This is a genomic window from Paenibacillus sp. Paensp38 (assembly GCF_059491915.1).
Genome location: NZ_CP168516.1, coordinates 3425605 through 3450903 on the forward strand (window position 1 = coordinate 3425605; position 25299 = coordinate 3450903).

The window sequence follows — 25299 nt, forward strand, 5'->3', positions numbered from 1 at the left end:
TGAAATTCCTTTTTCAATATATTTGGATTGGGGTCCAACTAATTTAATTGTTCATAGTCTACCCCATCAGCAGGTGAAAAATCAATTGTCTTTTGGCAAGCCGCTCTGATTTTTTGACGTGCGGTCGTTCCAATCTGACGATCCTGCCCAAAACGGACACCAGTCAATGCCAACGCCTCATCAAAGGTTAACTCAACAGTAACTTTATCCATACGCGTCTTATCCTGCGCATTCATAAAAGATCACCTCACGGGTTATTTGTGATGGAACCGACGTGCACTTACCCTAAAACAGGCGATAGAAACAGCATAGCTGCCTCCCTGAAGAATAATCATTAGCAACGGATAACTTTTATCTTCAGGATCGAAAACAGTCCTTTTATTGTATGTCTGGTACCGTTTACAATATAACATATTGTGTAACCTTTTTCAATCCGCAACGCCGTGAAATCCGCACATTTTATTGACTTGTTCGGTCAAATGATTCCCAATGAAGACTAATTTTTGTTACAATAGGGTGATCGTAAAAAAAGGAGTACACCCATGAAAACAGATTTATTGCCTGCTCCTCTCCTGTGGGGAGATAAACGGTTCCACACTTGGAATTACGAAATGCGTGAGCAATTTCAAAATAAAGTGTTCAAAGTCATGCTAGATGCGGGTTTTACCTGTCCGAATCGCGATGGCTCCATCGCTAAAGGGGGCTGCACCTTTTGTAGCGCACGCGGATCGGGTGATTTTGCCGGGCGTCGTCGTGATGATCTGGTCACCCAGTTTAATACGATTCGGGATCGACAGCATCTAAAATGGCCAAACGCCAAATATATTGGCTATTTCCAAGCCTACACGAATACGTATGCCCCGGTTGAGGAACTGCGAGAATACTTTGAGGTAATTCTGGAGCAGCCCGGCGTTGTCGGTCTGTCCATCGCTACACGTCCTGATTGCCTGCCTGACGATGTAGTGGATTACCTTGCCGAGCTAAACGAACGCACGTACCTGTGGGTCGAAATGGGTCTGCAAACCGTCCATGAATCGACCTCAGAGCTGATTAACCGCGCTCATGATACTCAATGCTATCTGGAGGCGGTGGAAAAGTTGCGCAAGCGGAATATCCGCGTGTGCGCCCACATTATTTATGGTCTGCCCCAAGAGACGCATGAAATGATGCTTGATACGGGACGTGCAGTAGCGGCTATGGATGTGCAGGGCATCAAAATCCACCTGCTGCATCTCATGCGCAAAACGCCTATGGTCAAGCAGTATGAAGCGGGATTGCTACGCTTTCTGGAAAAGGACGAATACGTGAAGCTGATTGTTGATACGCTGGAGTTTTTACCTCCCGAAATGATTGTTCATCGGTTAACCGGAGATGCCCCACGCGATTTGCTAGTGGGACCCATGTGGTCGCTCAAAAAATGGGAAGTGCTCAATGCCATTGATCATGAACTGAAGTCACGCGAAACGTGGCAGGGAAAATACTGGAGGCAACCTTAAATGGGATTCCTATCCGTCCTGAGCTACGCTCATCAATTGGTGGCTACGCGGGTGCAGCCAGGCGATACTGCTATAGACGCTACCGTCGGTACAGGAGCAGATACGTTATTTCTGGCAAAAGCTGCTGGCAAACGGGGCCGTGTCTATGGCTTTGACATCCAGCAAGAAGCACTGCATTGCGCCCGTCGTCGACTGGAAGAAAACGCTTCACCTTCATTAGCAGAAGTATCGCTACTACTACAAGGTCATGAGCAAATGCGGGAGGCCGTTCCGGACATGCTGCATGGCAAAGTCGCTGCGGTCATGTTTAACCTTGGCTACTTGCCATCCGAAGGCGCCGATCCTACGGTCATCACGCATACGCACAGTACGCTCGTCGCACTGGATGCTGCCTTACAATTGCTGCGACCACGCGGCATTCTGACTGCCGTACTCTATCCAGGGCATGCTGGAGGAAGTGAAGAAGCAGATGCCGTTCTTCAATGGGCTTCTGCTCTCCCGGTCTCCAGCGGTCAAAGCATTATTTATCGTCAATTACAACGAGCCGCTTCACCTTACGTAGTGGCAGTTGAGAAGAAATAATGTCGGATTTTAAACTCAGGTTATGAGCGGCTTTTTTACCGCCTTACATATATCATTTTTTTAGCTCGTTTGGGCGCTATTCATCCCAGTTTATTGCCCATCAGCACGTTATTGATTTCCCTATTCTGTTAGATCACACTCATTTACTCATTATGGAGGAGAGAAATTATGCTAAAGCCATACCCGCTGCAATTTCAACCTGAGTTCAAAGAGAGAGTTTGGGGAGGACGGGCCTTAGAGCAATTTGGTCTAACCCCACCAGAAGGACATATCGGGGAAGGATGGATGATTGCCGATCATCCAAACGGAACAACAACGGTCATCAATGGTGAGCTGGCAGGCAAAGGACTGGATGAAATTCGCGAGACCTACGGGCAAGATTGGCTCGGGGCCAAGGGTGTATCGGAAAAAGGCGGACGATTCCCACTTTTGATCAAACTACTGGATTGTAATGATGACTTATCCGTTCAGGTGCATCCGACAGATGATTACAAAGGACTTCCAGCCGGAGAATTAGGAAAAACTGAAATGTGGTACGTGCTTGATGCCAAGCCGGATGCCAAGATTATTTATGGTCTGACCGAAGGTGTAACCCGCGAGAGTCTGCGTACAGCTCTTGAAAGTGGGGACATCCTCGGCAGTTTGCGCCAGGTTCCAGTCGAAGCAGGCGATACATTCTTCATCCCCGCTGGAACCGTACATGCACTGTGTGCAGGCGTTGTCGTTGCTGAAATCCAGCAAAATTCGGATACTACCTATCGCTTATATGACTATAATCGCCCCGGACTGGATGGCAAGCCTCGTGAGTTGCATATCGAGGATTCCCTCAATGTAACCTCCTACGCAGGTGCAGGCGCAACAACGATGAAAACGGACGGCTTACAGCCTGGAAGATGGCTCCAGCTGGCAGCCTGTGAGTATTTTGTTGTGGAAAAGGGTATCGTAGATGGAAGTTGGGCACTTTCTACAACGGAAGACAGCTTCACCATTCTCGTGATTTGTGAAGGCAGTGGGACCATAACATGGAACAATAATACCGAGTCTCTTTCCTGTAAAGCTGGAGATTGCTTCCTGTTGCCCGCTAACCTGAGCGGTTACACGCTGAATGACGGAATGACCGTACTTAGATCTTATCTTCCTTAAGGCTTAAAGGATGTGATGTCTAATTATGCGGGAATACACCTTCACCATCGCTGAAAATGATGGAACAGAGCTTTTTGCCTACCGCTGGCTGCCCGATCAGAATTTGCCCATTAAGGGGATTGTTCAAATTTCGCATGGTATGTGCGAGACGTCCTATCGGTACATCCGACTGGCCGAAAAGCTTACTGCTTGCGGTTACGGTGTGTATGCCAACGATCATATCGGTCACGGGCGCACGGCTGGTGATCCTGATAAGCTGGGTATGCCAGGAGCTGATGCGTTTAATCGAATGGCAAATGGCATGCTGGAGCTAGGCGAAATTGTGGCTAAGGAATTCCCTGAACAGTCTCGTTTTTTGCTGGGTCACAGCATGGGGTCCTTTTTAACCCAGAAAATTATGTATGACGATCGGCAGACGTATCATGGGTTTATTTTATCGGGAACCAACGGAAGACGTGGTCTTCTAAAACTCGGAGAGCAAGTTGCTCTACTGCAAGCCAAACTGCAAGGAATGGATCATCGCAGTATGTTGCTCAACGCTATGGTCTTTGGAGGCTTTAATCGTGCCTTTCGTCCGGTGCGCACAGCGTTCGACTGGCTGTCCCGTGATCCTGAGGAAGTAGATCAGTTCGTGCACGACCCATTATGTGGAGCTATTTGCACGACAGGCTTTTTTCTGGATTTTTTCAGGCTATTGCAAGAAATCCACTGGCCTTCCTCGCTGAAACATATCAATCCCAAACTGCCAGTTTATATTTTTGCCGGGGATCGTGATCCAGTGGGTTTGTTCGGTAAAGGCGTGTTGTCACTAGTGGAAATGTATCGAAGCCTAGAGCTTCAGGACATAGAGTATCGCCTCTATCCTGATGGTCGCCATGAGATGCTTCATGAAACAAACCGCGACGAGGTGATGAGTGACATCGTAGACTGGCTCGACCGTCATGTTAATACAGAGGTGACCTCTGTTTCCACATTGTCTGGAGCCTCCGATGAACCTGAACAATCAACCTCGTCCAAGTCATCAGCCTTGTGAGGAAATAAGAAAAGAAACCTTTAAAACCACGATTAAAGTGGGATTGAAGGTTTCTTTTCTTATTCCTTTTTATTTTCCATTTGGGTTAGTTTTAAAAATCACCATGCATTTCGTTCTCTCAGGGAAGTAATATGAGCTGTGTGATGTTTGCCATGCCAGGCATAGATACCGATGTTTCGTTCCAGGCGGATCGTCTGGCCCGATTCAGGATGAATAAACGATCGGTGTAGCTGATCCTCTCCCAACGATCGCAACACGGTCACCCACCGTTCATGCAGTCCTTCTAGCAATTGCAACGAGGGCTCCAGTGGAAGTTCCCTGGCGTCTGGTATTTCGGCCCAACGTCCCTCATCATATGGCTTGATCGTCGGTGTATCCTCCGTCAGCGCCAGTTTAAAACGGATATAGCTGTTCATATGGCTGTCTGCCACATGATGAACTACCTGCCTTATCGTCCAGCCCCCTTCACGATAAGGCGTATTTAGCTGCTGCTCATTCAGTCCTTCGACCGCCAGACGCAGCTGTGCAGGCAATTCAGCAATGTCGTGAATCCATGCGATAAGCTGTTCTTCTGTAATGGTGTCTGGAACAACGAATGATCCTATCGGATAGCGCAAGTCTTTGTCCAAAACAGTTCCCGCCCTTCTCTACATCTACTGACAGTAATGTCTGTAGCCTTATGTGATAACTATGCAGGAAAAAAAGCAGACTCGCAAGAGTCTGCTTTTGTCATACACGTAAAGAGGAGATACACTTACCCCATTTATTTTATCCTTCCAGTAACAATGATTCCGGATCTTCCAGCAATTCTTTGACCGTTACCAGGAAACGAACTGCCTCACTACCATCAATAATCCGGTGATCGTAGGACAACGCGATATACATCATCGGACGATTTTCCATTCGTTCCTCGTCGATGGCAATCGGGCGAAGTTGGATTTTATGCATTCCCAAAATCCCCACTTGCGGCGTATTGAGAATTGGCGTAGACAGCAGGGAACCGAAAATACCTCCATTGGTTATGGTAAAAGTTCCTCCTTGCAAGTCGGCCAGAGAAAGCGAATTGGAGCGTGCTTTGCCAGCCAAATCTGCAATGCTCTTCTCAATCTCAGCAAAGCCAAGACGATCGGCATCCCGCACAACTGGCACAACCAAACCTTCCTTGGCAGATACAGCAATCCCAATATCATAGTATTTTTTCAGTACGATATCATCGCCATTAATTTCAGCATTCACGGTAGGGAAGCGCTTGAGAGCACCAACCACTGCCTTTGTAAAGAAGGACATAAAACCCAAGCCTACATCATGTTTTTCCTTAAACTTATCTTTACGGCGTTTACGCACATCGAGAATGGCGGTCATATCCACTTCATTAAAAGTGGTCAGCATGGCAGCTGTCTGCTGTGCTTCAACAAGACGCTTAGCGATCGTCGCTCTGCGACGAGACATGCGCTGGCGTTCCACAGGCTTGCTGTACTCCGTTTGCGCTGGAGACGGAGGCGCAGGCTTGCTAGTAGCGGCAGACGCAGGTATAGATGCTGCATGTGATACTTCAGCGCTGTTATGCGTTTTTACGTCCTCCTGGAATACACGTCCGAGCGGGTCCTTTCCCTGTACCTGCTCAAGATCAATCCCGCGCTCACGCGCTAACTTCCGTGCAGATGGTGATGCCGTCTGGCCATTTCCGTCGCTATTCGATGAAATAGGCGGTGCAGACTTTTCTTCTACTTTAACGCCGCCTCCTACGGAAGACGGTGAAGTCGCTACGGACGGTGCTTCAGGCGCTTGAGTCGCTGCAACTTCTCCAGCACCGGTTGAATCCGCACTACCACTGCCGCTTCCGATCAGACCAACAGCTTCACCAATGACCACAGTATCTCCCTCCTGACGAAGGATTTTCTGCACCACACCTGCTTCTTCCGCACTAATTTCCAGATTGACCTTATCGGTTTCCAACTCCAGCAGAACATCTCCCTGTCCTACGGAATCCCCTTCCTTCACAAGCCATTTGGAGATTGTTCCCTCCGTGATGGATTCTCCCATTGCCGGCACTATAATATCGCTCACAGCCGCTACCTCCCCAGTGTAATATTGTTTTTGGAATCCTGCTTCAACGCCGATTGAATAATTCGCTGTTGTTCTAGGCTGTGTACTTGCTGATAACCGCTGGCCGGGCTTGAACGATCTGGTCTGCCTGCGTAACGAATTTCCGCTCCCTGTGGCACAACATTCCGCAGGCGAGGTTCAATGTAACTCCAAGCCCCCATATTTTTAGGTTCTTCCTGAGCCCATACGAACTCCTTAACATGCGGGAAGCGACCGAAAATATTCCGAATTTCCTCTTCCGGGAAAGGGTATAACTGCTCCACACGAATAATATGCAGACGCTCTTCTGCCTCATTCTTATCCTTTTCCAATGCTTCTTCGAGATCAATGGCAATCTTGCCACTGCACAGTACAATGCGTTCTACACGATCCGGACGTGCACCAAGACCAGGCTGTTCCAACACAGGACGGAATGCTCCTTCGCTAAATTCAGAAGCAGGCGAAGCGACACGATTATTACGAATCAGGCTCTTCGGCGACATCATCACCAGCGGGCGGGCTTCCTCACTTTCGCTTAATGCAGCCTGACGGCGCAGCAGATGGAAATATTGGGAGGCACTGCTCAAATTAGCGACAGTCCAGTTATTTTGTGCGGACAACTGGAGAAAACGCTCCAGACGTGCGCTCGTATGCTCTGGTCCTTGTCCTTCGCTACCATGCGGTAGCAGCATCACCAGACTCGATTTCTGTCTCCATTTGGCACGGCCTGCGGAAATAAATTGGTCAAAAATAACCTGTGCACAGTTGGCAAAATCGCCGAATTGTGCTTCCCAAATCACTAACGTTTCAGGAGAATACACGTTATAGCCATATTCAAAGCCAAGGACAGATGCCTCAGACAATGGACTGTTATGAATACTGAACGAAGCACGTGCTTCCGGCAATGTATGCAACGGGCAATGTGTACGGCCTGTTTCAGGCTCATGCAGCACAAGGTTACGGTGAGCAAATGTAGCTCGCTCCGCATCTTGGCCTGTCATACGAATAGGCTTGCCGTCTGCGAGAATGGTAGCCAAAGCCAGCGTCTCCGCCAAACTCCAATCTACCTTTTCACCTTCGTTCAGAGCGGTTTTTCTACGCTGTAAAATTCGATCCAGCTTCGGATATACGTGAAAAGACTGTGGCCATTTGAGTAAGTTTTCATTGATTTGGCGCAGTTTTTTCAATTCCACTGCAGTACGTACCACAGAACTCTGATTCTTTTTCGCCTTCACAGGAGTAATCTCCGGCTCTTGTTCCGGTTGATTCTTCACCTGCTCATGCGCTTCCTTCAGTCTGTTTTGCACCTTCTCAATGAGGCCGGCACTAAACGCTTCGTCCACAATCCCCTGCTTCATCAGCTTTTGAGTATACAATTTGCTCACCGTCGGATGATTCTTCACCTTACGATATACCAGCGGTTGTGTTGTTTCCGGGTCATCGGATTCATTGTGACCATAACGACGGTAACCAATCAGATCAATCAGAAAATCCTTCTTGAAACGATTGCGATATTCGCCAGCCATACGAGCAGCTGCAATACAAGCTTCGGGATTATCCGCGTTCACATGCACAATTGGAATTTCATAGCCTTTAGCGAGATCACTGGCATAACGGGTCGAACGGGAATCAACACTCTCTGTCGTAAAGCCCAGACGATTATTCACAATAATATGAACTGAACCGCCATTGCGGAAGCCGCGCAAATTCGTGAAATTAAGTGATTCTGCCACGATACCTTCACCTGGGAAAGCAGCATCACCGTGCATAATAATGGTAGCTGCCTTGCTCACATCCAGCTTCGGATAACCAGCCTCACTGCGGTCTTCCTGTGCAGCTCGTGAAAATCCTTGTACCACCGGATTCACATATTCCAGGTGACTTGGGTTATTCGCCAATGTCAGACGGGCCTGCACCGCTCCCCCATCTTTTACAAAACGATCAGCACCCAGATGATATTTCACATCGCCAGTCCAGCCGTAGTTAATTCCTGTGGAACCTTCCGACGGGATCAAATCCTTATTCGGCGAATGATGAAATTCAGAGAAAATTTTACTGTAAGGCTTGCCCAGCACATGTGCCAGTACATTCAAACGGCCGCGATGCGCCATGCCCATCAGGACATGACTTGCTCCTGCATTTGTGGTTAGACGAATAATCTCATCGAGAACAGGGACAAGCACATCATTACCCTCGATGGAAAAACGTTTCTGTCCGACAAATGTTTTATGCAAAAACTCTTCGAACTGTTCTACTTCTACCAATCTGCTCAGCAACGACTTGCGTTCCTGTGTGGTGAGGGGCTTGGAGGACCAGCCGGATTCTGCATAGCTGTTCAGCCAGCGGCGTTCCTCCTCGTTATGAATATGACTAAATTCATAGGCAATCGGACCTGTGTATGCTACACGTAACCGTTGAATGGCTTCCCATCCGTTAAGTGTTCCCGCAGGAGCGTTATCCCATATTAAAGAGGCTGGAAAAGCCTTCAAGTCTTGTTCAGTTAAACCGTAAGATGCTGGATTAAGCAAGCGTGTATCCTGCTCTGCATCCAGTTCCAGCGGATCGATTTGGGCAGCTAAATGTCCGTATTCACGGATATTCCATACCATTTTACCCGCTGTAACCGCTTTCTGTAATGTATTCGAATCAAGATGCCCCAAAGCACTTGTGGGGGGGCCTTGCAATTTGTTGTCTATCATGGAAGCAGCCGAGTATTCGGATTGTGGCGGCTCACCCCATTGATCAAATAGCTCGCGGTAAGCCGGGTCAACCGTTCCGGGGTCCGCTACATACTTTTCATACTGGTCCTGCACATAACCTAGATTAGGTCCGTAATACGCCTGCCAAGGTACCTGTCTGCTGCTCTCTTCCATTGTCATCTCGTTCCCTCCGTCAAATTTTGAAATTCATAGCTGGACGGAAATCATTTTCATTTTTTTATTAATCTTCAATTTAAGTTGTTCACAATATGCTCACATTATATGAAATTCTTCATCAAAAGTCGAATTTCACAATTCTTATTCCTCTTCCATTGTATAAAGTTTTCTAGCTATGAGCATTTCCTTTTTCTCAACATATCCATGCGTAAATGAGATGAATCGGGCTAATCTGTAATCAAACACCTGGCAACTTAAATAACCAGCCGTCGAATATCAACTGACAGCTGGTTATTTAGTCTATGTTGCACCTCATAACGCCAAACGAGTTTGAATGCAACTTCCGAGTCCACCCCACTATGATTACCGTCAACAGCAGAATTTAAAAGGCAGAAGGTCCGATACGATGCAAATTCAAACGTAAAGTGACATTAAAGTCACTTTTCTGTACAATATTCCTACTTTTCACTATTATTTTAATTAGGCATCTAAAAACCGCTTTGAAAGCGAAAGGGATGGAACTGTGACTGGACTAAAACAAGTACTCAGAAACAAGAATTATGTCAGGTTTTTTCTGGCAACCTTCGCCTCACAAATGGGAGGAATTATCGGGGTTACTGCATTCATGTTTTATTTGTTGAAACGGTTTACAAATCAGCCTTATTATGCAACGCTTGCCGAGTTAATGTATTCGCTTCCTATGCTGGTAGTATTTCTCGTAGTTGGAGTGCTGGCAGATCGGATGGACAGACAAAAAATTGCTGTTAATTGTGACTGGATCAGCGCTTTTTTATCCTTATGTTTGCTTATTTTTATTTGGGTCGATTCGATTCCTTTGATATTTGCCCTCCTGTTCATCCGTAGTGCTGCCTCCAAATTTTTCTTCCCGGCCGAAAGTGCCATTATACAGGGAATATTAAGCGAAGATGATTACACCATTGCCGCAGGCCTCAATCAAATGATGGGGAGTCTTTTCATGCTATTCGGAGGAACTCTCGGGGCCGTCGTTTACTGGCACTTTGGAATTACTGGAGCCATCCTAATTGATGCTGTTTCTTTTATTGTGTCTGCACTGCTTATTCGTTCCTGCAAAATTCCAAAGGAAGTACGCCTTCCGAACGGGGCACATCAATTCAAACAATTAAAATTCAAACTTGTCATGATCGATTTTAAACAAGGGTTTCTTTACATATTACGCAACAGACTATTGCTTTGGTTGGTTTCAGGCTTTTTTATGTTCGGTATTTTAAATGGTGGTTTTAGCGTTTTACCGATGTTTATTCTTAAATACAAGCTAGCTCCAGGCAATTACGAGCAGTATATGGTATGGACGGGTATTATTTTTGGGGCTGGTGTGTTGCTTGGTACCCTAATCGCTTCTCTCATCTCTGCCAAGCTAAAACTACACCAAATGATTGCAGCGGGAGTTCTGGTAGCCGGAATGGGTATGTGCACACTTGGATTTGTTAACCACATCTACGCTTTCCTGATTATCAACTTTGTCATCGCACTGATACTTCCGTTCATTAACATCGGCATAGGAGGATGGCTTCCTCGTATTGTAGATCCTCAAATGATGGGACGTGTGCAAGGTTTGATTAATCCGTTAATGATGCTGTCCCAGTCTCTTACATTAGGTTTCATTGCTGTTAGCTTTCCTTCATTTATTTCAATTGAAATTCTGTTTTTATTAGTTGGGGTCTGTACCGTTATTGTAGGAATATACTACACTATTGTGCTTCCCCGTTATGCTGATTACAGTACTTCTTCCAAGACCCTTCAGGAATCTTTATAGGCAAATTAAAAAAGTCATACAGCAGACCATTCCGCCAGCGATTGTTGAGTTGCCACTTCTGCCTCCGAATCCAGTTCAGAGGTGGCTTCATACATTCGTTGCATACGACTAGCTCGTCAAAACCCAGTAGAGACAAAGACTAATAGGGTATGTAATATTCAAAAAAAAACGCCCGGCAGACGCATTAGCTGCATCAGCAGGACATTTTGATTGAAATCGGAGTAGCGGGATTCGAACCCACGACCTCACCCACCCCAAGGGTGCGCGCTACCTAGCTGCGCTATACCCCGATAACCCAGTGTATGTAGATCGATGCTGTTATTTACTATTATATTCTGGTCATAAAATCCTGTAAAGGGATTATTTTCACGTTAAGAGGTCAAAAACAGAGATCATAGGAGCTAACCATGCAAAGCAAAAAATTACTTATCCCCATTGCATTACTTCTTTTAATACAGTTAAGCGTTCCTATCTGCTATACCTTTGCACAGGATAACCTTGTCATAGATCATGAAACGAAAGAGAGAATCAAAGAACAATATGGCTTGGAAGAACCTCAGTCTCCTATATTAGAGCAGCAGCAAAACATTTTATTCGGAGGTGATTGGGGCTTTAATCCTTCTGCCGATGCTGTGATGCTGGAATTGACCATATGGATTCGGAATCCGCTCATTTTCATCAGTCAACAACTGATATATTCGGTGAAATCATAAGCTTTATTTCGACAAGTTCCATGATATAAAGCATAAGAATCATTTATTTCGTAGCAAATTGTCTGCCACCTAAGGTCACTTCATCCTTCTTATTGAAAAGGTTTAATTCAATGGGGCCCCTACCATGTAGCCACAGCAGTTCATCGAATAAAAATGTCAGTCCATCCTTGGCGCGCAAGCGCTCGATGATCTCCGTGACAACTTGCATAAGCTCCCCTTGTACACCCGCTGCCAGTTGCAGACCTCCGCTCTCTCCATCCAGATAAAGATGCGTATGATATGACTGCTCCACCTTCTTCACATGGCGCCGACACAGTAAGCCATTTTCGAGGTAAAAGAAATATTGACGGTCATAAAGAACCCCTTCGCATATCTCATACATATGAGGGTAATCATACGGCCCCTGAACCATGGATACCCGTTCCAATTCCATTACCGATTCTGTCATACATCCTCGCTCCATTCCTTTGTTCAAAGTTTCTTATTTGCCAATATGCTCTCTTTTACAGGTAGTTTTTCAAACTAGGCTGTTGAACGATAATTAATTGCTAATTGTAAAACGTTTTGATACGATAAGCATATTACTATGACGTTCACAAATAACATCTCAATAAACCAAATGCACATTACAGTGTTATTTTTGTTGTTTCTAGAATACATTGAATAGTGTTTATTGTCAATACTTTGATGGGTTTTTTTAACACTATAGAGTGCATTTATCTGGAGGAAAATATGATAAAGATTCATCTTTCCCGTATTATGGGCGAAAAACGAATAAATATTGCCGAGCTTTCTCGCATGACTGGATTACATAGAAACGGAATCACCAAACTTTACAACGAAGAAACAGACGGTGTGAAATTTGATACGCTAGATAAAATTTGTAAAGCTCTAGACTGCCATGTTCAAGATGTTATCGAGTATGTAGAGGATGATACAAATTAGTAAAATGGACTTCTCTTGTTATGGGAAACTGTTTCAATTAGGTTTAGAACCGGCGTACTCCCTAGTGAACTGATCGAATACTTGCCAGAGAGAGCCGTTAACATTCTTACGGCTCTCTGTTCTTTGTGTAATATTCAAAATACTTTTTTACCGATCTTCCACTCAATTAAATTTGAACAATGTAATCCCTTTCTATCAGGCCACTTTAAATATATTTCTCCCACATATTATAAATGTCGAATAAAGCATTGGGTCATTTATATTTTCTCATTTCACCCTTTTTTCCTGTATAAACTTGTACAATCCATACAGTTTCAACTCCTCTTAAACCCATAGAAAAGAAAAACCACATAGAATCAATCCATGTGATTGGAGTGCAAACTCACTATTAAAGAAACATCTTGGACCGAATAAAAAATCGGAACATGTTTTTGCTCTCAATTTAATTTGATTATTTCCTATTACCTTGAAGATTCTTTACAGTTCCAGTAATGGCCTGATAGTGATTAATAATTGAGTTATTTTGAGGATTAGAAGCAAAACTGTTAGAGATTTTATAAGGTCTTCTATTAAAACTACTAATTCCACCTATATTTTTAATAGAAGGGCCATAATTTTGATCGTAGTACCACTCACCATCTAACGTATGGATAAAAAATTCTCCTAAGAAATAGCTTGATAACAGAACGTTTTCCTCCGTCGGTTCTGAACTTAGCAAAGCTTCGATGGTTTTTAGCGACTTTTCATCTTTAAAGTTCAGATTATTTACCTCGACAAATTTCTGTAGCTTCTCAAACCATCCTTTATCCAAAAAATTTGCAGGAGGAAGCGTATCTTTAGGCACATTCTCTTCAAACCATTTTAGAGCATGCTCATCAATAATCTTTCCTAGGGTGATAAATATATCTCGTAATGACTCTTCATCCTCATAGTAATGGAATTTATCTATCTTTGATCCATCAATGAAATAAAAGCTATACACTGATTCGGACTCAGTCATAAAAGTAATGCGTATTGCATTCTCTGTCCAATAACTTTTATCGATTTGGATTTTTTCCTTAAATCCATTGACTACTCTTGTAAAAAACCAAGTATTGTTTAAATGCTCATAAGTAAAGTTCAAAGCAGCTAATTTGTTCCCTATGGTTTTTCTGATAATATTTGATATTTTCACAAAATATTCTCCTTACAAGATAATTGGAACATGCATCCGTGGAACAGGAAAAAATCCTCCTACTCTCAATTTAACGAGCAAATGATCATCTTAGAGCATGTTGTCTCCTAATTATATATTTTCAGAATGAGGAGCTAAAAAGAAACCTCATAGAGATTTATACTCCATATGGTCAAAATAACTATACAATTAATTTTTAATCGTTCAAGAGTTCCTGATTTATTCTTTTCATTTCTTTAAGGCACAAATCAATTCTGTCTAAATCTATGACTGTTTTATCAACGCCAGCTACAAAAAACAACTTTAGCCAGAAAGCATCCTCCTGAGCGTAATTTTCAATAGCTTGTTCAATAGTTTCTTCTGTTAATGACTTCACAATAATATCTGGTGGCGATGCAGGAATAAAATTAATATTCTCTTTGGTCATATAACTAATTAGATTTTTTGGGGTACATACAGCAACAGAAATATTAGTCCCATCTTCAAGTTCAATAAATACATCTATATTATCATCCTCAATATCTGCTATCTGAGATAGTGAAGTTGGATATACAATTTTTTTCACTTTCATTTGGGCCTCCTCATTTACCGTAAACTTTATATATGATATCAATAACTTAGCCATATTAGCCTTAGCCAAAATGTTCATTTGGCCATTATTCATTCTAAAAAACACTCTTGCTCCTTTTTCCCCCTTAAGTAATTAATATCTCTTGTTAGATTTCTTTTTCCATTTCCCGTATTAAAATTTCTTTTAAGGAATTTGCCACAAGTTCATCTGCTTCTAAATGTTCTTTCCCTTCGTTTTTACTCATTTCAGAGTATTCTTTCATGTCAAAAGGTGGTTGCATTAATTTATATCCATTTCAAAATCCCCTTCTTGCTTTGCTATCTTATTCGAAAAAAAATTCACGGTAACACCACCTGATACTAAGATCGTTAAAAGATCCGTAAAATATTGCTGTGGTGAAAATCCATAACATCTCTCTTCTTGATCCCATTCTTCCTCGAATCTTTCCAAGAAATAATGTGCGTTTTTCCAATGGATCGTGAACGGTCCTACTGTTCCAAAACCTCCACAGAGACAGTCCGATATACTGTCCAAGCTAAATCCATAGTACCCTCCGGGTCCATTAATCGCTTCACCAAGTGCTATGAAAACTGTTGTAAAATCAGATATGTATTCGCCGTCCAAGGTGTAGACTTCTCCTCGTTTATCCAGTCTAGCAAAATGATTAGATGCAGAATGTATTCTAGTCACGTTTAGCCACCCGGACCGTTCTTCTTTAGAAAAGCCTTGCCATATATTATTTTCAAGCGACTGAGCACCCTTTAAAAACTCCCATAATCTTAATTCCACAGGGGAGGGCTTCGTTTCAAGTATACCTGTTAACTCCAGATTGAAGTTTCCTTTATTGTAGTTTAGTTTATGGATTATGTAGGATTCAGGTAGGTGATAATGATAGCTTCCAATCACTTTTTCTTCATCATTTAAAATAGCAATGTACAAGTTGTGTACAGATTGTTTTGTCTTTATTATGTTTCCTATGAAATCCTCATTAAAGACAAATTGTTCAAAAATAACCTTTTCATACGTTTCGACAATGATATCACCCGTTAAGCCAACCACATCTCTACAATAACCAACCGTGAGCCCACTTTCATCGTCAATGACAGCAAATCTATATTTCATATCATATCTCCTCACAATAGTTTTAAGGAATGTAGCATTTAGCATTTCGGAATAGAGCCAATAATTAATCAATTTGAAGCCTATAAGGATTGAGATCCTCTACACTTTTTATCTTTTTTAGATCTTCTGTAGGTATTGCAAAATAAATTTTTTCCTTCTCGGACTTAAATGTTAACGAAGCATCATACTTCTTTTCAACAATCCACTGCTTTATTTCCAACATCTCTTGCAGATAGTGAGTGGCCGAAAAGTTACCTTTAATACAAATTGAAGCTTCTGAGGAGAGTTTTTGACTAACCATAGAATAGCTTGGAACCTCGTCATGGTAGGTTAAAGCATCCTGCCCCATACTAGATACATTTACGATGACTTCTGCATCTGATCCTGTAACTTGCTTTGTTTTTTGTGTTACAGCTTCTTTTAGCTCATCTCTCCACACAGAAGAGGCATAGTCATCCATCATTTGCCCATAATAGTCTTCTTCCACCAAAAAAGAAATCCCTAATCCAGAGATCACATTAGCTATAAATTTATCATTCTTAAGGTCATAATCTACTGAATCAATTTTCCAGTTCATAGTGTATGTTTTATGTAGGTAGTCAGTAACGTTGCTCCGAAATTTGACTCTTTCAATTGGACTTCCTGTTGTAATGGATACAACTATATATGCAATGACAATGATGATCACGAATAAAACAGCTTTTTTTACCACTCCAACCAAACCTCTCTAATAAAAGAATCATGTAAAAAGCTCTAAAGATTCCAGCAAAAAGTCACGCTTATATTTGTTTTTATGATCGGTCAGCTTTCTTCTTATCATTTGTCTACATATATCCTTTTGAGCCTCAGAGATTTTATCTTGCACGGTACTTATCAGTTGGTAGGATTGTCTACTCGCTTCAAAGGTATCATCCAGTAAATCTACCAACATCACAACATAAGTAGATACGTCAAAAAATTCTAAAGCATATAACAGCGTTCCTCTATTCCCCTTGGTCTTTGGATTTTTTAACAAGTCGATAAGAGGTAACACCGCTTCACTGTCTCCTAGATCAGCTAGCGTAATGGCGATTACATTTCTTAGCAATACACTATCCGTCGTTACTAAATATCTCAATAATATTGGAGTGAATGTATGATCCAGCTTTTCACCCACATCCTCTATAATCTTTACCGCTTCCTTTAAATCTCCACTTTCTATGACTTTTTCTAAACGCATTCTGTTCATAGTTTACCAGCCCACTTTATTACAATATATAGCAACTATCCAGTCTTAAATGTAATTCAATAATTTACATATGATAACAATCTGATGTCTCTTTTGTATATAGCGAACATTGTCGAAACCCTAAAGAGATATCCATTCATTGATTTAAAATAAACAAAATGTTATATTGTCTATAAAATAATCATCATTTAATTGAGGTGTTTGCTAAAATGGATCATTCCGAACTATTCTGGAATGCTGGTATCGAAGAACTGAAGCGTGGATATATTCGCCAAGGAGAGCAGGTCATTTGCTTGCTGGACGGACAGCGATTTGAGCAAGGCATCATATATCAGGATCAAGGGGTATTTTATGACGCGGAGAGGTACATGCGACTTCATATTGAGCGGACGTACGGTTCGGTCTTTGACTATTTGATCGGTCTGGACAAAAAGCTGACTGGACTGACGGATCATCAGAATCGGTTGCTTCAGTTATTTTATCAAGGCATGGGCGATGCGGACATTCAAAAGGAAACCGGAATCGGTAGCGCATCCACCATACGCAATCATCGCTTTGGTCTCAAAGAAAAAGAACGACAGGCCAAAGTATTTCTCACATTAATGGAGCTACTAAAGGAGAAAGATCGTCACGCTCCCGCCATTGTAGAAGTACCCATAGGAGCACGGATGGTGGACGAACGCTATAACATTACGGAAGACGAAAGACAAAAGGTACTCACGAAGTATTTTCCGAATGGTACAGACGGACGCCTTAAGACCTTTAAAATGCAAGAAAAGCACAAGCTGATTGTGCTGCGTGAAATTGCGAGCCGTTTTGTGAAGGGACAAATATATCATGAGAAGGATATCAATGCGATTTTACAGGAAGTGTATGACGATTATGTCACGGTGCGAAGATATATGATTGAATACAGTCTGTTGGATCGCAAACCGGATGGCAGTGAATATTGGTTGAAGGAATCTTGAAGCTAGGCGCTTATGAAATCAGCATTTTGCATAATTCGATTCCCAACGCTCGTAGGTACAATATATAGACGAACTAAAGCGTTTCGATCTATACATTGCTGATTTGAAAAGGCTCTTGGGATTTATGCAAAATGCTCAAATAGGAGGATTCGACAATGAATCGAAGAAAAGAACTGGTGCAGCAATACATGGAGATGAAGACAGAGGCAGGAATCTATTGCATTCGCAATACACGTAATGGGAAAATTTTCGTCTCTTCCACGCCGAATTTAAAGTCGCTGAATGGACGGCGTTTTGAGCTAAATATGGGTGGATTTAAGAATAAACAACTGCAACAGGAATGGAATGAGTATGGCGAAGATTCGTTTGAATTTGAAGTGCTGGACGTTTTGAAGAAAAAGGAATCCGCGTTCTTTGATGTCAAGGATGCACTAGCAAAGCTGGAGCAGACCTGGCTTGATCGACTCCAGCCTTACGGGGACAAAGGGTATTTGTAAATTACCAATCCACGGGATGCTCTTCCCGAAGGTATCCAAAAATAATAGCGTCGACAAATTGACCTTTTTCATAAAAATAGTCTCTCAGGTGACCCTCTTTAGTAAAGCCACTTTTGAGTAGCAGCCGTTTGGAGCCTTCGTTATCTGGATCAATGAAGGCTTCTATACGGTGAACCTGCGGCAAATGAAAGCCATAATCCACTACCACCGTCATCGCCTCTGTCATCAAACCCTGCCGCCAATATTCCGGTGCCAGCTCATAGCCGATTTCAATACGGGAGTGCTCCTTCTGCCAGTTATGAAATCCAATTGTACCCACGATCCGCTCAGGAGCTTTTTTTAATGTAATCCCCCAACGAAAGCCCTCTTGCTTCTCATATCTGGTTAGCATCGAACGAATAAATTTTTCGGCTTGCTCTACCTCTGTAAAGCTTTCCAAGTCATAATATTGTGTGACCTCATCCTTGGAGAAATAACCGAATACATCCTCCGCATCCCCTACTGTAAGCTGTCTTAAACGAAGCCGATCAGTTTCTAAAATCGGAAACGTTTCCATTGCCATGATCTATCTCCTCCTTCACATCGAAGAACCTTATCTTATCAGCCACCAGCCAATCCCAACTATCACTCCATTGATGAAGAATAATGCAATACATGCTCTCCACTTGCTGATTCCACTTGTTTGAAAAAAACCTGTCACTTTACTACGACACATGAACAACGTAAACAACAAATTCCAAATAATACGCATACCATATTTTACGTAGTATAAAGCAGGGTTTAACTGTACACCGCCCAACGTTGGAGGGACATCTGGAATAAACAGAATTGCACACGTATAACGCATGGTCTCATATGTAAAATAAAATACTGCCAGCCACCAAGCCCACTTCTTACCAAATAACATGCCGATACCGGCAGTCGTCCCTGCCAAACCGAGTAACGCGATAAATCCTTGAAACATGCCCCTACAAATGCCTACTAACGTAGCAGCCTCATTTAATGCATTAAGCGTCAATAGCTGGGTCACCAACAGAAGTGCTCCATTAAAGATCAATAAAATGGCTGAAATGCTTACACCTAAAGGTCGTTCGAAAACCACGTTGGTTACATAATCTTCTACTTCTTTTTTCGTATACAGATCTGACACTTCTTCTACTCTCCTAACCCAATTATATACATCCATTTTCGGGCGGGTTTAATAACAGTATGTTCTCGCCTCATTCCCATATATCGGCTTTTAGGAAAATATGGTTTAATCTTCCCTAAAATTCAGTTATCCGTAGGCTAATCATTATTATTCAGTGCAGCCATGCTGCTAATGATCATCCTCTATGGTGTCAAATTAGCGTCATGAGAATTTCTATCATCAACTGAATCCCAAATAGAGTAATATCTATCCTTATAATACCATTCCAAGAAGGAATCTGACAAATGAATGGACTACTACTAGCGCTTATGAATGTATACGCGTTATTTTCGTGGCCCTGTAACCTTCAGATGACTGGATATACTCTACCTCATAACCCATTCGGGCATCCAAAAGCCCTTCCATAAATGGAAGGCACGGACTGTAAATAAAACTCCCTCCGGGCCGAATGGCTCTAAGCAATTCCATATATTTGCGAGCGTACTCATGAATATTACCATCTGCCTTCAGATGATGATGTATAAAATGATTGGAGAATGCCATATGTGAAACGATCGTTCCCCATGTGCGTTCCCCAAAGGTGGTCTCTAACCAATCTCCTTGAGTGACCCAACCTTCTGTTTCAGCCAACCGATCTGTTCCGTAAGCCTCAATTCCACAGGCACGTAAATAAGTAACCAACCGTGCCTCAGATCCGCAACCAACATCTAGAACAGGCTCTTGCAAACGAGCAATGTCCAATCCTAGCAGATTGGCTTGCAACTCCGGCGTATATTCCTCACAAGGTATCCAAAAGGTATACTCACACTCTGCATACTTAGCAAACATTTCACGTCCGTTGGTACGAGTTAAAAAATCTCTCAAATGCCCGTAATGCTGCTGAAGCAGTAAGTCCAAGGTTGCTCTATCTATAAATTTCTTCTGGAACAGGTTCTCAATCCGGGTGAAAAGTCGATCATACAGCTCCGTAAGCTCCCTCACATGAGCTGTGTGAAAATGTAGATATTGATTGGTATTTACAAACTGGGACAGTATTTTAGCCGCTACATCCGTCACAAAAGCGTTATACATATGCTGGCGCTTCAAGCCTTGAAGCATGAGGATCAGTTCTGAGCTTCTCTGCGTCAGCCAGTACGTCATTTCCGTTGAAGGTCCTAACAGAACAGAACCCTCACGCATATAAAATAAACTCCGATGCTGATTGTACAGGAGTTGACCGTTAATAAGTTTATGAAGTTGAGCGACTGTCATTCTCGCTTCCTCCTTAAGATCCAGAACATTAAAGCCCTACCCAAGCCTAAACAATGTTATCTTTGGGTAGGGCCAGCTTATTTTCTAAGTATACCATGGCTATGGAAATAATGTTTTATTGCGAATCTTCCACCTGTACATAAGAGGATAAAGGAATATTCAGCTCACGTATTCCCTGAGCTACCAGCCGAGCTATTTGCTCCGCACCATATTCCTGAAAATGAGTATCATCCTTCACTCCATCAGGAAATGCAGGATACACCCCTGGCTCCACATGCAAAAATAACGGGAGTGTTCCTTCCAGTCCAAGTGTATCATAGTACGCTACGCTCAAGCGGCTAAGATCGACCAGTGCAACATTTGTCTCCGATGCTGTTTCCTTCATGGCCTGCACATATTCCGGGAAACTAATCCGAAACGAGGCACTTGCCGCATCATAATCCCGGCGGCCAACAGGAGTAATTAGCACAGGTGTTGCACCGCGTTGGATGGCTCCTTGAATGTAGGTTTTTAAGTAAACTTTGTAATCCGCGGGTGAAACATAACGCTCTTGGTTGTTGATCGCGGCATCATTATGCCCAAACTGAATGAGCAGATAATCTCCTGGACGGATATTGCGTAAAATATCATCTAACCGCCCTTGTACCAGAAAGGTTTTCGTGCTTCGTCCACCAATAGAACGGTTCACAAAAATAGGCTCATCTGTGAAGAACGGAGCAATCATTTGCCCCCAGCCCGCCTGAGGCTTCATCGCGGATTTATAGGTTTGAACCGTAGAATCTCCCGCAAGGTATACCGAAGGATGTTCTCCAGCCGTTCGAGCATCCTTTGGGGTAATAACCAAAGCGTTAATCTTCGCTTCATTACCTGAGAAATACAATTCGAGCTGGCCGTCGATGAGTGCAAGCTCAAATCCAGCCTCCACAAATTGTCCTGCTGTTTTAGCAGTAGGTTCTACCTTGACGATGGACTCGGCTTTAACCGTAATGTCTGTGTTTCCGGCAGTATCTCCGGCAATCAGGGAAAGCGTGTAATCCGCAGGTGGTAAATTGACAACAAAGGATGATCCTTGAACACGAACAAAATCTGAGCGTATAGCATCACTTCCACCACGATCTTCTTCATTCACTTTGGAAAGATCGGTAAATCCATAGCCTCGCTCAGGCGTGTAAACATCATTGGCAGTGACTTGGGTGTAGCCGTCAGCTACCTTGCCGGGGCCAAAATCAAAACGAAGAGGTGCCACAAGCTGTTTTTTGGCTAATGCCTGCCCTGGGATAAGTATGGTTGCAAACAACAAGCTGAACCCTGCGCATAATCCAATCATCTTACTGAACAACCTGTGACGCTTTCCCTTTTGTTTCAAGCGCAACCCTCGCTTTTCAGATTATTTGAGTGGTTTGTCATCGTCTATACGTGTATTGATCCCCGCTAGCTTTTGACAGCCTTGGTCCAGCGCCCAGGATACCACAATGCCAACCGTGTACCTGATCAGATCCGCGGTCAGGAACCCTTTCCCAAGCACCAAGCCGCCCAGTGTCGTTGCCCGAATGTGGTTAATCCAGGGAGCCTGGTACATCTGGCTGAACTCAATGGCGAAGCAAAACAGCAAGCTGCCCCACAGGGCTACGGACAATTGACGATTCACCCCCAACATTCTCAGCCCAAAATAAATCATGCACGCCCACAAGGCATCCCCAAAGTGATTAGCAACGAATTCAGGCAACTGGGAGGAGAAAACTCGGCTTCCCAAACCCAACAAGATCGTGACCAGCACAGCAACAAGGTACGCAGCACGGGCCTTCCAGCGGAATTTCGCCTTTATTTCCCGATTGGCCTTCCTGCTGACGCTCTTACGAACGCTCCTCATGCTAAATCACCTGTCCTAATGCTGGGACATCTTCGCCAAGCTGCGGGAAATTTTTAAGCACCCTCTCTTGGATAGCGTTTGCAAGATTGCAGAACCTTTTGCTGATGTCATATTGTATGCACACCAACTTGTCTGTATTTTTCATAATATAATTAATCATAATGAGCCTCCGTAATATCGTACAAACATATCAGCAACTTCCAAACTATTCATGTGAGGATACTAAAATTCAATACCACGCACCTTGGCAAAAACCATTTCGTGTGCCATGCTCCCCTTTTCATCATACTCGACGTTTCTTAAAATCCCCTCCAGTGTAAAACCTGCACGTTCCGCTACCTTGGCGCTGCGCGTGTTTCTGGAATCACAACGAATCTCCACCCGATTGGCATGCAAATGCTGTATGGCAAAATCCGTAATACCGTGCACGGCCTCTGTTATGATGCCTTTTCCAGTCCAGGATGTTCTGAGCCAATACCCAATTTCAAATCTTCGTGTATCCCAATCAATCCGATGCAGACCGCTGCTGGCTACAAATTCTCCCGAAGCCGTATCAAATATATACAACATCATATCAGAGCGATCCAGAAATTTAAGTCTGGCTTGACGCGAACGGATTTCAGATTCCTCTACCGTCGGAAGATTTCTTGCAAACGGAAGCCAAGGCCGCAGTTCATTCGCACTTTCTCGCATCGCCTCATTGACTGCCGCTCCATCCCCCCACTGCGGAGCGCGTATGGTCAATCTCTCCGTCTGGAATTGGTCCGGGAACGATAAGAGAATCGGATTCGGTTGCTGCTCCATACTCATGATGCACCCTCCTCCTTATTCGTTGAATAACTGCGACGATCCAGCCAACCTGTGATTTCACGCAAACTCCCAATCTGATAGTCCGGTACAATGCCCGTTTCCTGCCACGTCATAAAGCCTTCCAGCCAGATGGTATGCAATCCTGCACTTTGTGCACCACGAATATCATTTGTCGGGTGATCGCCTACATAACAGGCATGGTCGGGATCGACAATGTCCAGCTCGTTTAGAGCCAACTCGAAAATTCGAGGATGAGGCTTCTGGATGTTGACGCCGCCCGATACGATAATAGAATCCACATAATCCCTCAGCATAACTCGGTCGATTTTCGCTTGCTGCGTGCGGAGTGAGCCGTTGGTAATAATACCGAGCTTCAAGCCACGCGACCGCAGTTCGGACAATACTTCCTTGGCCCCGTCCATCAACACCGTAAACTTATGAAATTCACTATACCAAAAGCCCAGCATCTCTTGTACTGACGTATCGGGATTTTTCAGTTCCAAGTCTGTATGCAGCTCGGTATACAGTTCCTTCTTATCCCGGTATCCGTCCCGATCCGCCAATCGTATCTGTTCAACGACAGCCGCGCGGATCGCCGGTTCTTCTGCCACTATAAATCGTTCTATAAAGCGATCTGTATATGCCGCAAACGCCTGTTTACGATGAATAAGAGTATTATCCAGATCAAAAATGATTGCTTCTATGGACATAAATAGCTCCCTTCCTTCATCCTCTTGTACCGATTAGGCTGAAACAAACTGAATAATTCCTATTAGAAGTAAAAGAAAAAAAATAGACAAGAAAATAATGATCATGTACTTCAAGATTCTCTTGGAGGTCGACTTTTGTTCTAGTTTGGTCTCGATCTGGGTCAACCTTTCTTTGATTTCTTCCAAATCCTGCTCCACCTTCACATCATGCTCCCCTTCCTTCGTTTCGACTTATTCATCTTCCTGACACTCACTCACACAAGTTGCTCCAAAAACGCACTTTTTTTACGGCATTAAAATCAATTTGTTCATAAGGCTTCTCCCCAAATTCCAGCTTGAAATACTCCTGCAAACATTCCCCATACACGATAATATCCGTTTGATATACGGAAAATACCGGATTTCCTTCTTCAGATGGCTGCTCTGGGATATATCGATGTCCGTTGATTGGGATTAGCTTGGGCACACGTAAAAACTCACGTTTACATATATCAACAGCTTCCGCCGAATCTGTCGGTTTTTCGCCCCATTCGGGAGGCCAGAATACATGCTGCTCTACATCAAAAATCATACCTTCCAGCGGCCAATTCAACCTTTGCCGGATTACACCCATCCGCTGTGGTGACGTATCTCTCCAAGGGATAAAGCTTTTACCGATGGGAAGAACACTCATCAGAAGCTCCCTCAAATCGGGCGGGAAGTGAATATCATACCTGCCTTCGACGTCGGTAATCTCCTGCGTGGATAAGCCTGGAGCTAGGGTCACATCGTGTTTACGTAATAAATCTATGATATAAGCGATATCCATCTCTTATCGACTCCTCAGCAACTACCTAGTTGACCGGATTGGTCAAGAGGCCTACCAGGCTTGTAACTTCAACTTCACCAACACGGCGCGGACCTTCCATGAAATATCCCCTTGTTCCTACCTGTATCCGATGTCGGTGTACCTTTTTCCTCATTTCTCCAAACAAAATCCACATTCTCGCTTGCCCTTCCCGCTGAACAGGACGACCAACATCCATAATCAGTTGACCATCTCCATCTTCAAACTCAGGATGTATGGCATAAATTCCCGTATTCCCGATGTCGTCACCCTCATAGGCAAAATCACAGCGATAACCCTGAATAGGCAGCTGTTTCCTGCCTCCTTCTTCCGGTGTGTAAAATCGATATTTTATTATAAAATCGTGCGGATGCTGTCTGCTATTTTCATAGGGGTTCCACATTTCATATCATCCCCTTAGGTCTTTTCCAAAAATATGTACTTCATTCTAGTG

30 protein-coding genes and 1 tRNA gene are annotated in these 25299 nt (G+C 43.5%); 9 read left to right on the forward strand and 22 right to left on the reverse strand.

Annotated elements, in window-relative coordinates:
- Positions 1-38: 38 nt before the first annotated feature.
- A complete protein-coding gene (locus tag ACEN8J_RS15010; protein ID WP_013309373.1) occupies positions 39-236 on the reverse strand; it encodes a hypothetical protein in 198 nt (65 codons plus the stop codon).
- A 306-nt stretch (positions 237-542) separates the two neighbouring features.
- On the opposite strand from ACEN8J_RS15010, the gene mnmL reads away from it, so the two are divergent.
- From mnmL to ACEN8J_RS15030, 4 genes are all read left to right on the forward strand, one after another.
- On the forward strand, positions 543-1496 hold the full coding sequence (gene mnmL / locus ACEN8J_RS15015; RefSeq protein ID WP_029516466.1) for a tRNA modification radical SAM protein MnmL/YtqA: 954 nt from the start codon (positions 543-545) through the stop codon (positions 1494-1496).
- Positions 1497-2078, forward strand: a complete 582-nt coding sequence (gene mnmM / locus ACEN8J_RS15020; protein ID WP_029516465.1) for a tRNA 5-(aminomethyl)-2-thiouridylate-methyltransferase MnmM — start codon at positions 1497-1499, stop codon at positions 2076-2078.
- A 168-nt stretch (positions 2079-2246) separates the two neighbouring features.
- Positions 2247-3221: a type I phosphomannose isomerase catalytic subunit gene (locus ACEN8J_RS15025; RefSeq protein ID WP_495593641.1), complete on the forward strand. Its 975-nt coding sequence runs from the start codon at positions 2247-2249 to the stop codon at positions 3219-3221.
- A 25-nt stretch (positions 3222-3246) separates the two neighbouring features.
- Positions 3247-4254, forward strand: coding sequence for an alpha/beta fold hydrolase (locus ACEN8J_RS15030; protein ID WP_029516463.1), 1008 nt, complete (start codon positions 3247-3249; stop codon positions 4252-4254).
- Positions 4255-4352: 98 nt separating this feature from the next.
- On the opposite strand, the gene ACEN8J_RS15035 is transcribed toward ACEN8J_RS15030, so the two are convergent.
- From ACEN8J_RS15035 to ACEN8J_RS15045, 3 genes are all read right to left on the reverse strand, one after another.
- Positions 4353-4883 carry a YfiT family bacillithiol transferase gene (locus tag ACEN8J_RS15035; RefSeq protein ID WP_029516462.1) on the reverse strand — a complete coding sequence of 177 codons (531 nt, stop codon included), beginning with the start codon at positions 4881-4883 and terminating at the stop codon, positions 4353-4355.
- A 139-nt stretch (positions 4884-5022) separates the two neighbouring features.
- Positions 5023-6321, reverse strand: a complete 1299-nt coding sequence (gene odhB, locus ACEN8J_RS15040; protein WP_495593642.1) for a 2-oxoglutarate dehydrogenase complex dihydrolipoyllysine-residue succinyltransferase — start codon at positions 6319-6321, stop codon at positions 5023-5025.
- A 5-nt stretch (positions 6322-6326) separates the two neighbouring features.
- Complete coding sequence (locus ACEN8J_RS15045; protein ID WP_029516460.1) at positions 6327-9218, reverse strand: 2-oxoglutarate dehydrogenase E1 component; 2892 nt, start codon at positions 9216-9218, stop codon at positions 6327-6329.
- Positions 9219-9738: 520 nt separating this feature from the next.
- Between ACEN8J_RS15045 and ACEN8J_RS15050 the strand changes: the two genes are divergently transcribed.
- Positions 9739-11010: an MFS transporter gene (locus tag ACEN8J_RS15050; RefSeq protein WP_029516459.1), complete on the forward strand. Its 1272-nt coding sequence runs from the start codon at positions 9739-9741 to the stop codon at positions 11008-11010.
- A 216-nt stretch (positions 11011-11226) separates the two neighbouring features.
- On the opposite strand, the gene ACEN8J_RS15055 is transcribed toward ACEN8J_RS15050, so the two are convergent.
- Positions 11227-11300: transfer RNA gene (locus tag ACEN8J_RS15055), tRNA-Pro, on the reverse strand.
- A 117-nt stretch (positions 11301-11417) separates the two neighbouring features.
- On the opposite strand from ACEN8J_RS15055, the gene ACEN8J_RS15060 reads away from it, so the two are divergent.
- The gene (locus ACEN8J_RS15060; protein ID WP_029516458.1) at positions 11418-11723 is read left to right on the forward strand and encodes a hypothetical protein; all 306 of its coding nucleotides are present in this window, start codon (positions 11418-11420) and stop codon (positions 11721-11723) included.
- 43 nt (positions 11724-11766) lie between these two features.
- Here the strand turns inward: ACEN8J_RS15060 and ACEN8J_RS15065 are convergent, their stop codons facing one another.
- Positions 11767-12171, reverse strand: a complete 405-nt coding sequence (locus tag ACEN8J_RS15065; RefSeq protein ID WP_029516457.1) for a hypothetical protein — start codon at positions 12169-12171, stop codon at positions 11767-11769.
- Positions 12172-12455: 284 nt separating this feature from the next.
- Here ACEN8J_RS15065 and ACEN8J_RS15070 point away from each other — a divergent pair, with 284 nt between their 5' ends.
- Positions 12456-12668 (forward strand): helix-turn-helix domain-containing protein, encoded by a 213-nt coding sequence (locus tag ACEN8J_RS15070; RefSeq protein ID WP_016820594.1) that lies wholly within the window; start codon positions 12456-12458, stop codon positions 12666-12668.
- Between the two features lie 451 nt (positions 12669-13119).
- On the opposite strand, the gene ACEN8J_RS15075 is transcribed toward ACEN8J_RS15070, so the two are convergent.
- From ACEN8J_RS15075 to ACEN8J_RS15100, 6 genes are all read right to left on the reverse strand, one after another.
- Entirely contained in the window at positions 13120-13842 is a 723-nt protein-coding gene (locus tag ACEN8J_RS15075) for a hypothetical protein (RefSeq protein ID WP_459760138.1), read from the reverse strand.
- Positions 13843-14038: 196 nt separating this feature from the next.
- Positions 14039-14413 carry a hypothetical protein gene (locus ACEN8J_RS15080; RefSeq protein WP_165145016.1) on the reverse strand — a complete coding sequence of 125 codons (375 nt, stop codon included), beginning with the start codon at positions 14411-14413 and terminating at the stop codon, positions 14039-14041.
- Between the two features lie 145 nt (positions 14414-14558).
- The gene (locus ACEN8J_RS15085) at positions 14559-14693 is read right to left on the reverse strand and encodes a hypothetical protein (protein ID WP_274385797.1); all 135 of its coding nucleotides are present in this window, start codon (positions 14691-14693) and stop codon (positions 14559-14561) included.
- Entirely contained in the window at positions 14693-15535 is an 843-nt protein-coding gene (locus ACEN8J_RS15090) for a barstar family protein (RefSeq protein ID WP_495593644.1), read from the reverse strand. Before ACEN8J_RS15090 ends, ACEN8J_RS15085 begins: the two co-directional genes overlap by 1 nt.
- 64 nt (positions 15536-15599) lie before the next feature.
- Positions 15600-16247: a hypothetical protein gene (locus tag ACEN8J_RS15095; protein WP_165145010.1), complete on the reverse strand. Its 648-nt coding sequence runs from the start codon at positions 16245-16247 to the stop codon at positions 15600-15602.
- Positions 16248-16274: 27 nt separating this feature from the next.
- Positions 16275-16763: a HEAT repeat domain-containing protein gene (locus ACEN8J_RS15100; RefSeq protein ID WP_495593645.1), complete on the reverse strand. Its 489-nt coding sequence runs from the start codon at positions 16761-16763 to the stop codon at positions 16275-16277.
- A 209-nt stretch (positions 16764-16972) separates the two neighbouring features.
- Between ACEN8J_RS15100 and ACEN8J_RS15105 the strand changes: the two genes are divergently transcribed.
- Entirely contained in the window at positions 16973-17731 is a 759-nt protein-coding gene (locus ACEN8J_RS15105; RefSeq protein WP_029516451.1) for a DUF2087 domain-containing protein, read from the forward strand.
- 155 nt (positions 17732-17886) lie between these two features.
- Entirely contained in the window at positions 17887-18228 is a 342-nt protein-coding gene (locus ACEN8J_RS15110) for a GIY-YIG nuclease family protein (protein WP_209949591.1), read from the forward strand.
- Between the two features lies 1 nt (position 18229).
- On the opposite strand, the gene ACEN8J_RS15115 is transcribed toward ACEN8J_RS15110, so the two are convergent.
- The 10 genes from ACEN8J_RS15115 to ACEN8J_RS15160 form a co-directional block, all read right to left on the reverse strand.
- A complete protein-coding gene (locus ACEN8J_RS15115; protein WP_029516449.1) occupies positions 18230-18790 on the reverse strand; it encodes a GNAT family N-acetyltransferase in 561 nt (186 codons plus the stop codon).
- Positions 18791-18820: 30 nt separating this feature from the next.
- Entirely contained in the window at positions 18821-19378 is a 558-nt protein-coding gene (locus ACEN8J_RS15120; RefSeq protein ID WP_029516448.1) for a hypothetical protein, read from the reverse strand.
- A gap of 306 nt (positions 19379-19684) precedes the next feature.
- A complete protein-coding gene (locus ACEN8J_RS15125) occupies positions 19685-20629 on the reverse strand; it encodes a class I SAM-dependent methyltransferase (protein WP_341039112.1) in 945 nt (314 codons plus the stop codon).
- Positions 20630-20744: 115 nt separating this feature from the next.
- On the reverse strand, positions 20745-21956 hold the full coding sequence (locus ACEN8J_RS15130) for a rhamnogalacturonan acetylesterase (protein WP_495594550.1): 1212 nt from the start codon (positions 21954-21956) through the stop codon (positions 20745-20747).
- 60 nt (positions 21957-22016) lie between these two features.
- Complete coding sequence (locus tag ACEN8J_RS15135) at positions 22017-22499, reverse strand: ribosomal maturation YjgA family protein (protein ID WP_029516445.1); 483 nt, start codon at positions 22497-22499, stop codon at positions 22017-22019.
- Position 22500: 1 nt separating this feature from the next.
- Positions 22501-22659, reverse strand: a complete 159-nt coding sequence (locus ACEN8J_RS15140; RefSeq protein WP_209949598.1) for a hypothetical protein — start codon at positions 22657-22659, stop codon at positions 22501-22503.
- A gap of 62 nt (positions 22660-22721) precedes the next feature.
- Positions 22722-23309: a GNAT family N-acetyltransferase gene (locus ACEN8J_RS15145; RefSeq protein WP_209949601.1), complete on the reverse strand. Its 588-nt coding sequence runs from the start codon at positions 23307-23309 to the stop codon at positions 22722-22724.
- Entirely contained in the window at positions 23306-24019 is a 714-nt protein-coding gene (locus ACEN8J_RS15150; RefSeq protein WP_495593647.1) for an HAD family hydrolase, read from the reverse strand. Before ACEN8J_RS15150 ends, ACEN8J_RS15145 begins: the two co-directional genes overlap by 4 nt.
- A gap of 250 nt (positions 24020-24269) precedes the next feature.
- Positions 24270-24827 carry an SMI1/KNR4 family protein gene (locus tag ACEN8J_RS15155; RefSeq protein ID WP_039269707.1) on the reverse strand — a complete coding sequence of 186 codons (558 nt, stop codon included), beginning with the start codon at positions 24825-24827 and terminating at the stop codon, positions 24270-24272.
- Positions 24828-24852: 25 nt separating this feature from the next.
- Complete coding sequence (locus tag ACEN8J_RS15160) at positions 24853-25248, reverse strand: hypothetical protein (RefSeq protein WP_029516441.1); 396 nt, start codon at positions 25246-25248, stop codon at positions 24853-24855.
- Positions 25249-25299 lie beyond the last annotated feature (51 nt).

Excerpts from the sequence above, each read along its gene's own strand:
- ACEN8J_RS15010 (WP_013309373.1), bottom strand. The coding sequence starts at position 236 with ATGAATGCGCAGGATAAGACGCGTATGGATAAAGTTACTGTTGAGTTA.
- mnmL (WP_029516466.1), top strand. The coding sequence starts at position 543 with ATGAAAACAGATTTATTGCCTGCTCCTCTCCTGTGGGGAGATAAACGG.
- mnmM (WP_029516465.1), top strand. The coding sequence starts at position 1,497 with ATGGGATTCCTATCCGTCCTGAGCTACGCTCATCAATTGGTGGCTACG.
- ACEN8J_RS15025 (WP_495593641.1), top strand. The coding sequence starts at position 2,247 with ATGCTAAAGCCATACCCGCTGCAATTTCAACCTGAGTTCAAAGAGAGA.
- ACEN8J_RS15030 (WP_029516463.1), top strand. The coding sequence starts at position 3,247 with ATGCGGGAATACACCTTCACCATCGCTGAAAATGATGGAACAGAGCTT.
- ACEN8J_RS15045 (WP_029516460.1), bottom strand. The coding sequence starts at position 9,218 with ATGACAATGGAAGAGAGCAGCAGACAGGTACCTTGGCAGGCGTATTAC.
- ACEN8J_RS15060 (WP_029516458.1), top strand. The coding sequence starts at position 11,418 with ATGCAAAGCAAAAAATTACTTATCCCCATTGCATTACTTCTTTTAATA.
- ACEN8J_RS15065 (WP_029516457.1), bottom strand. The coding sequence starts at position 12,171 with ATGACAGAATCGGTAATGGAATTGGAACGGGTATCCATGGTTCAGGGG.
- ACEN8J_RS15070 (WP_016820594.1), top strand. The coding sequence starts at position 12,456 with ATGATAAAGATTCATCTTTCCCGTATTATGGGCGAAAAACGAATAAAT.
- ACEN8J_RS15080 (WP_165145016.1), bottom strand. The coding sequence starts at position 14,413 with ATGAAAGTGAAAAAAATTGTATATCCAACTTCACTATCTCAGATAGCA.
- ACEN8J_RS15085 (WP_274385797.1), bottom strand. The coding sequence starts at position 14,693 with ATGCAACCACCTTTTGACATGAAAGAATACTCTGAAATGAGTAAAAAC.
- ACEN8J_RS15090 (WP_495593644.1), bottom strand. The coding sequence starts at position 15,535 with ATGAAATATAGATTTGCTGTCATTGACGATGAAAGTGGGCTCACGGTT.
- ACEN8J_RS15100 (WP_495593645.1), bottom strand. The coding sequence starts at position 16,763 with ATGAACAGAATGCGTTTAGAAAAAGTCATAGAAAGTGGAGATTTAAAG.
- ACEN8J_RS15105 (WP_029516451.1), top strand. The coding sequence starts at position 16,973 with ATGGATCATTCCGAACTATTCTGGAATGCTGGTATCGAAGAACTGAAG.
- ACEN8J_RS15110 (WP_209949591.1), top strand. The coding sequence starts at position 17,887 with ATGAATCGAAGAAAAGAACTGGTGCAGCAATACATGGAGATGAAGACA.
- ACEN8J_RS15115 (WP_029516449.1), bottom strand. The coding sequence starts at position 18,790 with ATGGCAATGGAAACGTTTCCGATTTTAGAAACTGATCGGCTTCGTTTA.
- ACEN8J_RS15125 (WP_341039112.1), bottom strand. The coding sequence starts at position 20,629 with ATGACAGTCGCTCAACTTCATAAACTTATTAACGGTCAACTCCTGTAC.
- ACEN8J_RS15130 (WP_495594550.1), bottom strand. The coding sequence starts at position 21,956 with ATGATTGGATTATGCGCAGGGTTCAGCTTGTTGTTTGCAACCATACTT.
- ACEN8J_RS15135 (WP_029516445.1), bottom strand. The coding sequence starts at position 22,499 with ATGAGGAGCGTTCGTAAGAGCGTCAGCAGGAAGGCCAATCGGGAAATA.
- ACEN8J_RS15140 (WP_209949598.1), bottom strand. The coding sequence starts at position 22,659 with ATGATTAATTATATTATGAAAAATACAGACAAGTTGGTGTGCATACAA.
- ACEN8J_RS15145 (WP_209949601.1), bottom strand. The coding sequence starts at position 23,309 with ATGAGTATGGAGCAGCAACCGAATCCGATTCTCTTATCGTTCCCGGAC.
- ACEN8J_RS15150 (WP_495593647.1), bottom strand. The coding sequence starts at position 24,019 with ATGTCCATAGAAGCAATCATTTTTGATCTGGATAATACTCTTATTCAT.
- ACEN8J_RS15155 (WP_039269707.1), bottom strand. The coding sequence starts at position 24,827 with ATGGATATCGCTTATATCATAGATTTATTACGTAAACACGATGTGACC.
- ACEN8J_RS15160 (WP_029516441.1), bottom strand. The coding sequence starts at position 25,248 with ATGTGGAACCCCTATGAAAATAGCAGACAGCATCCGCACGATTTTATA.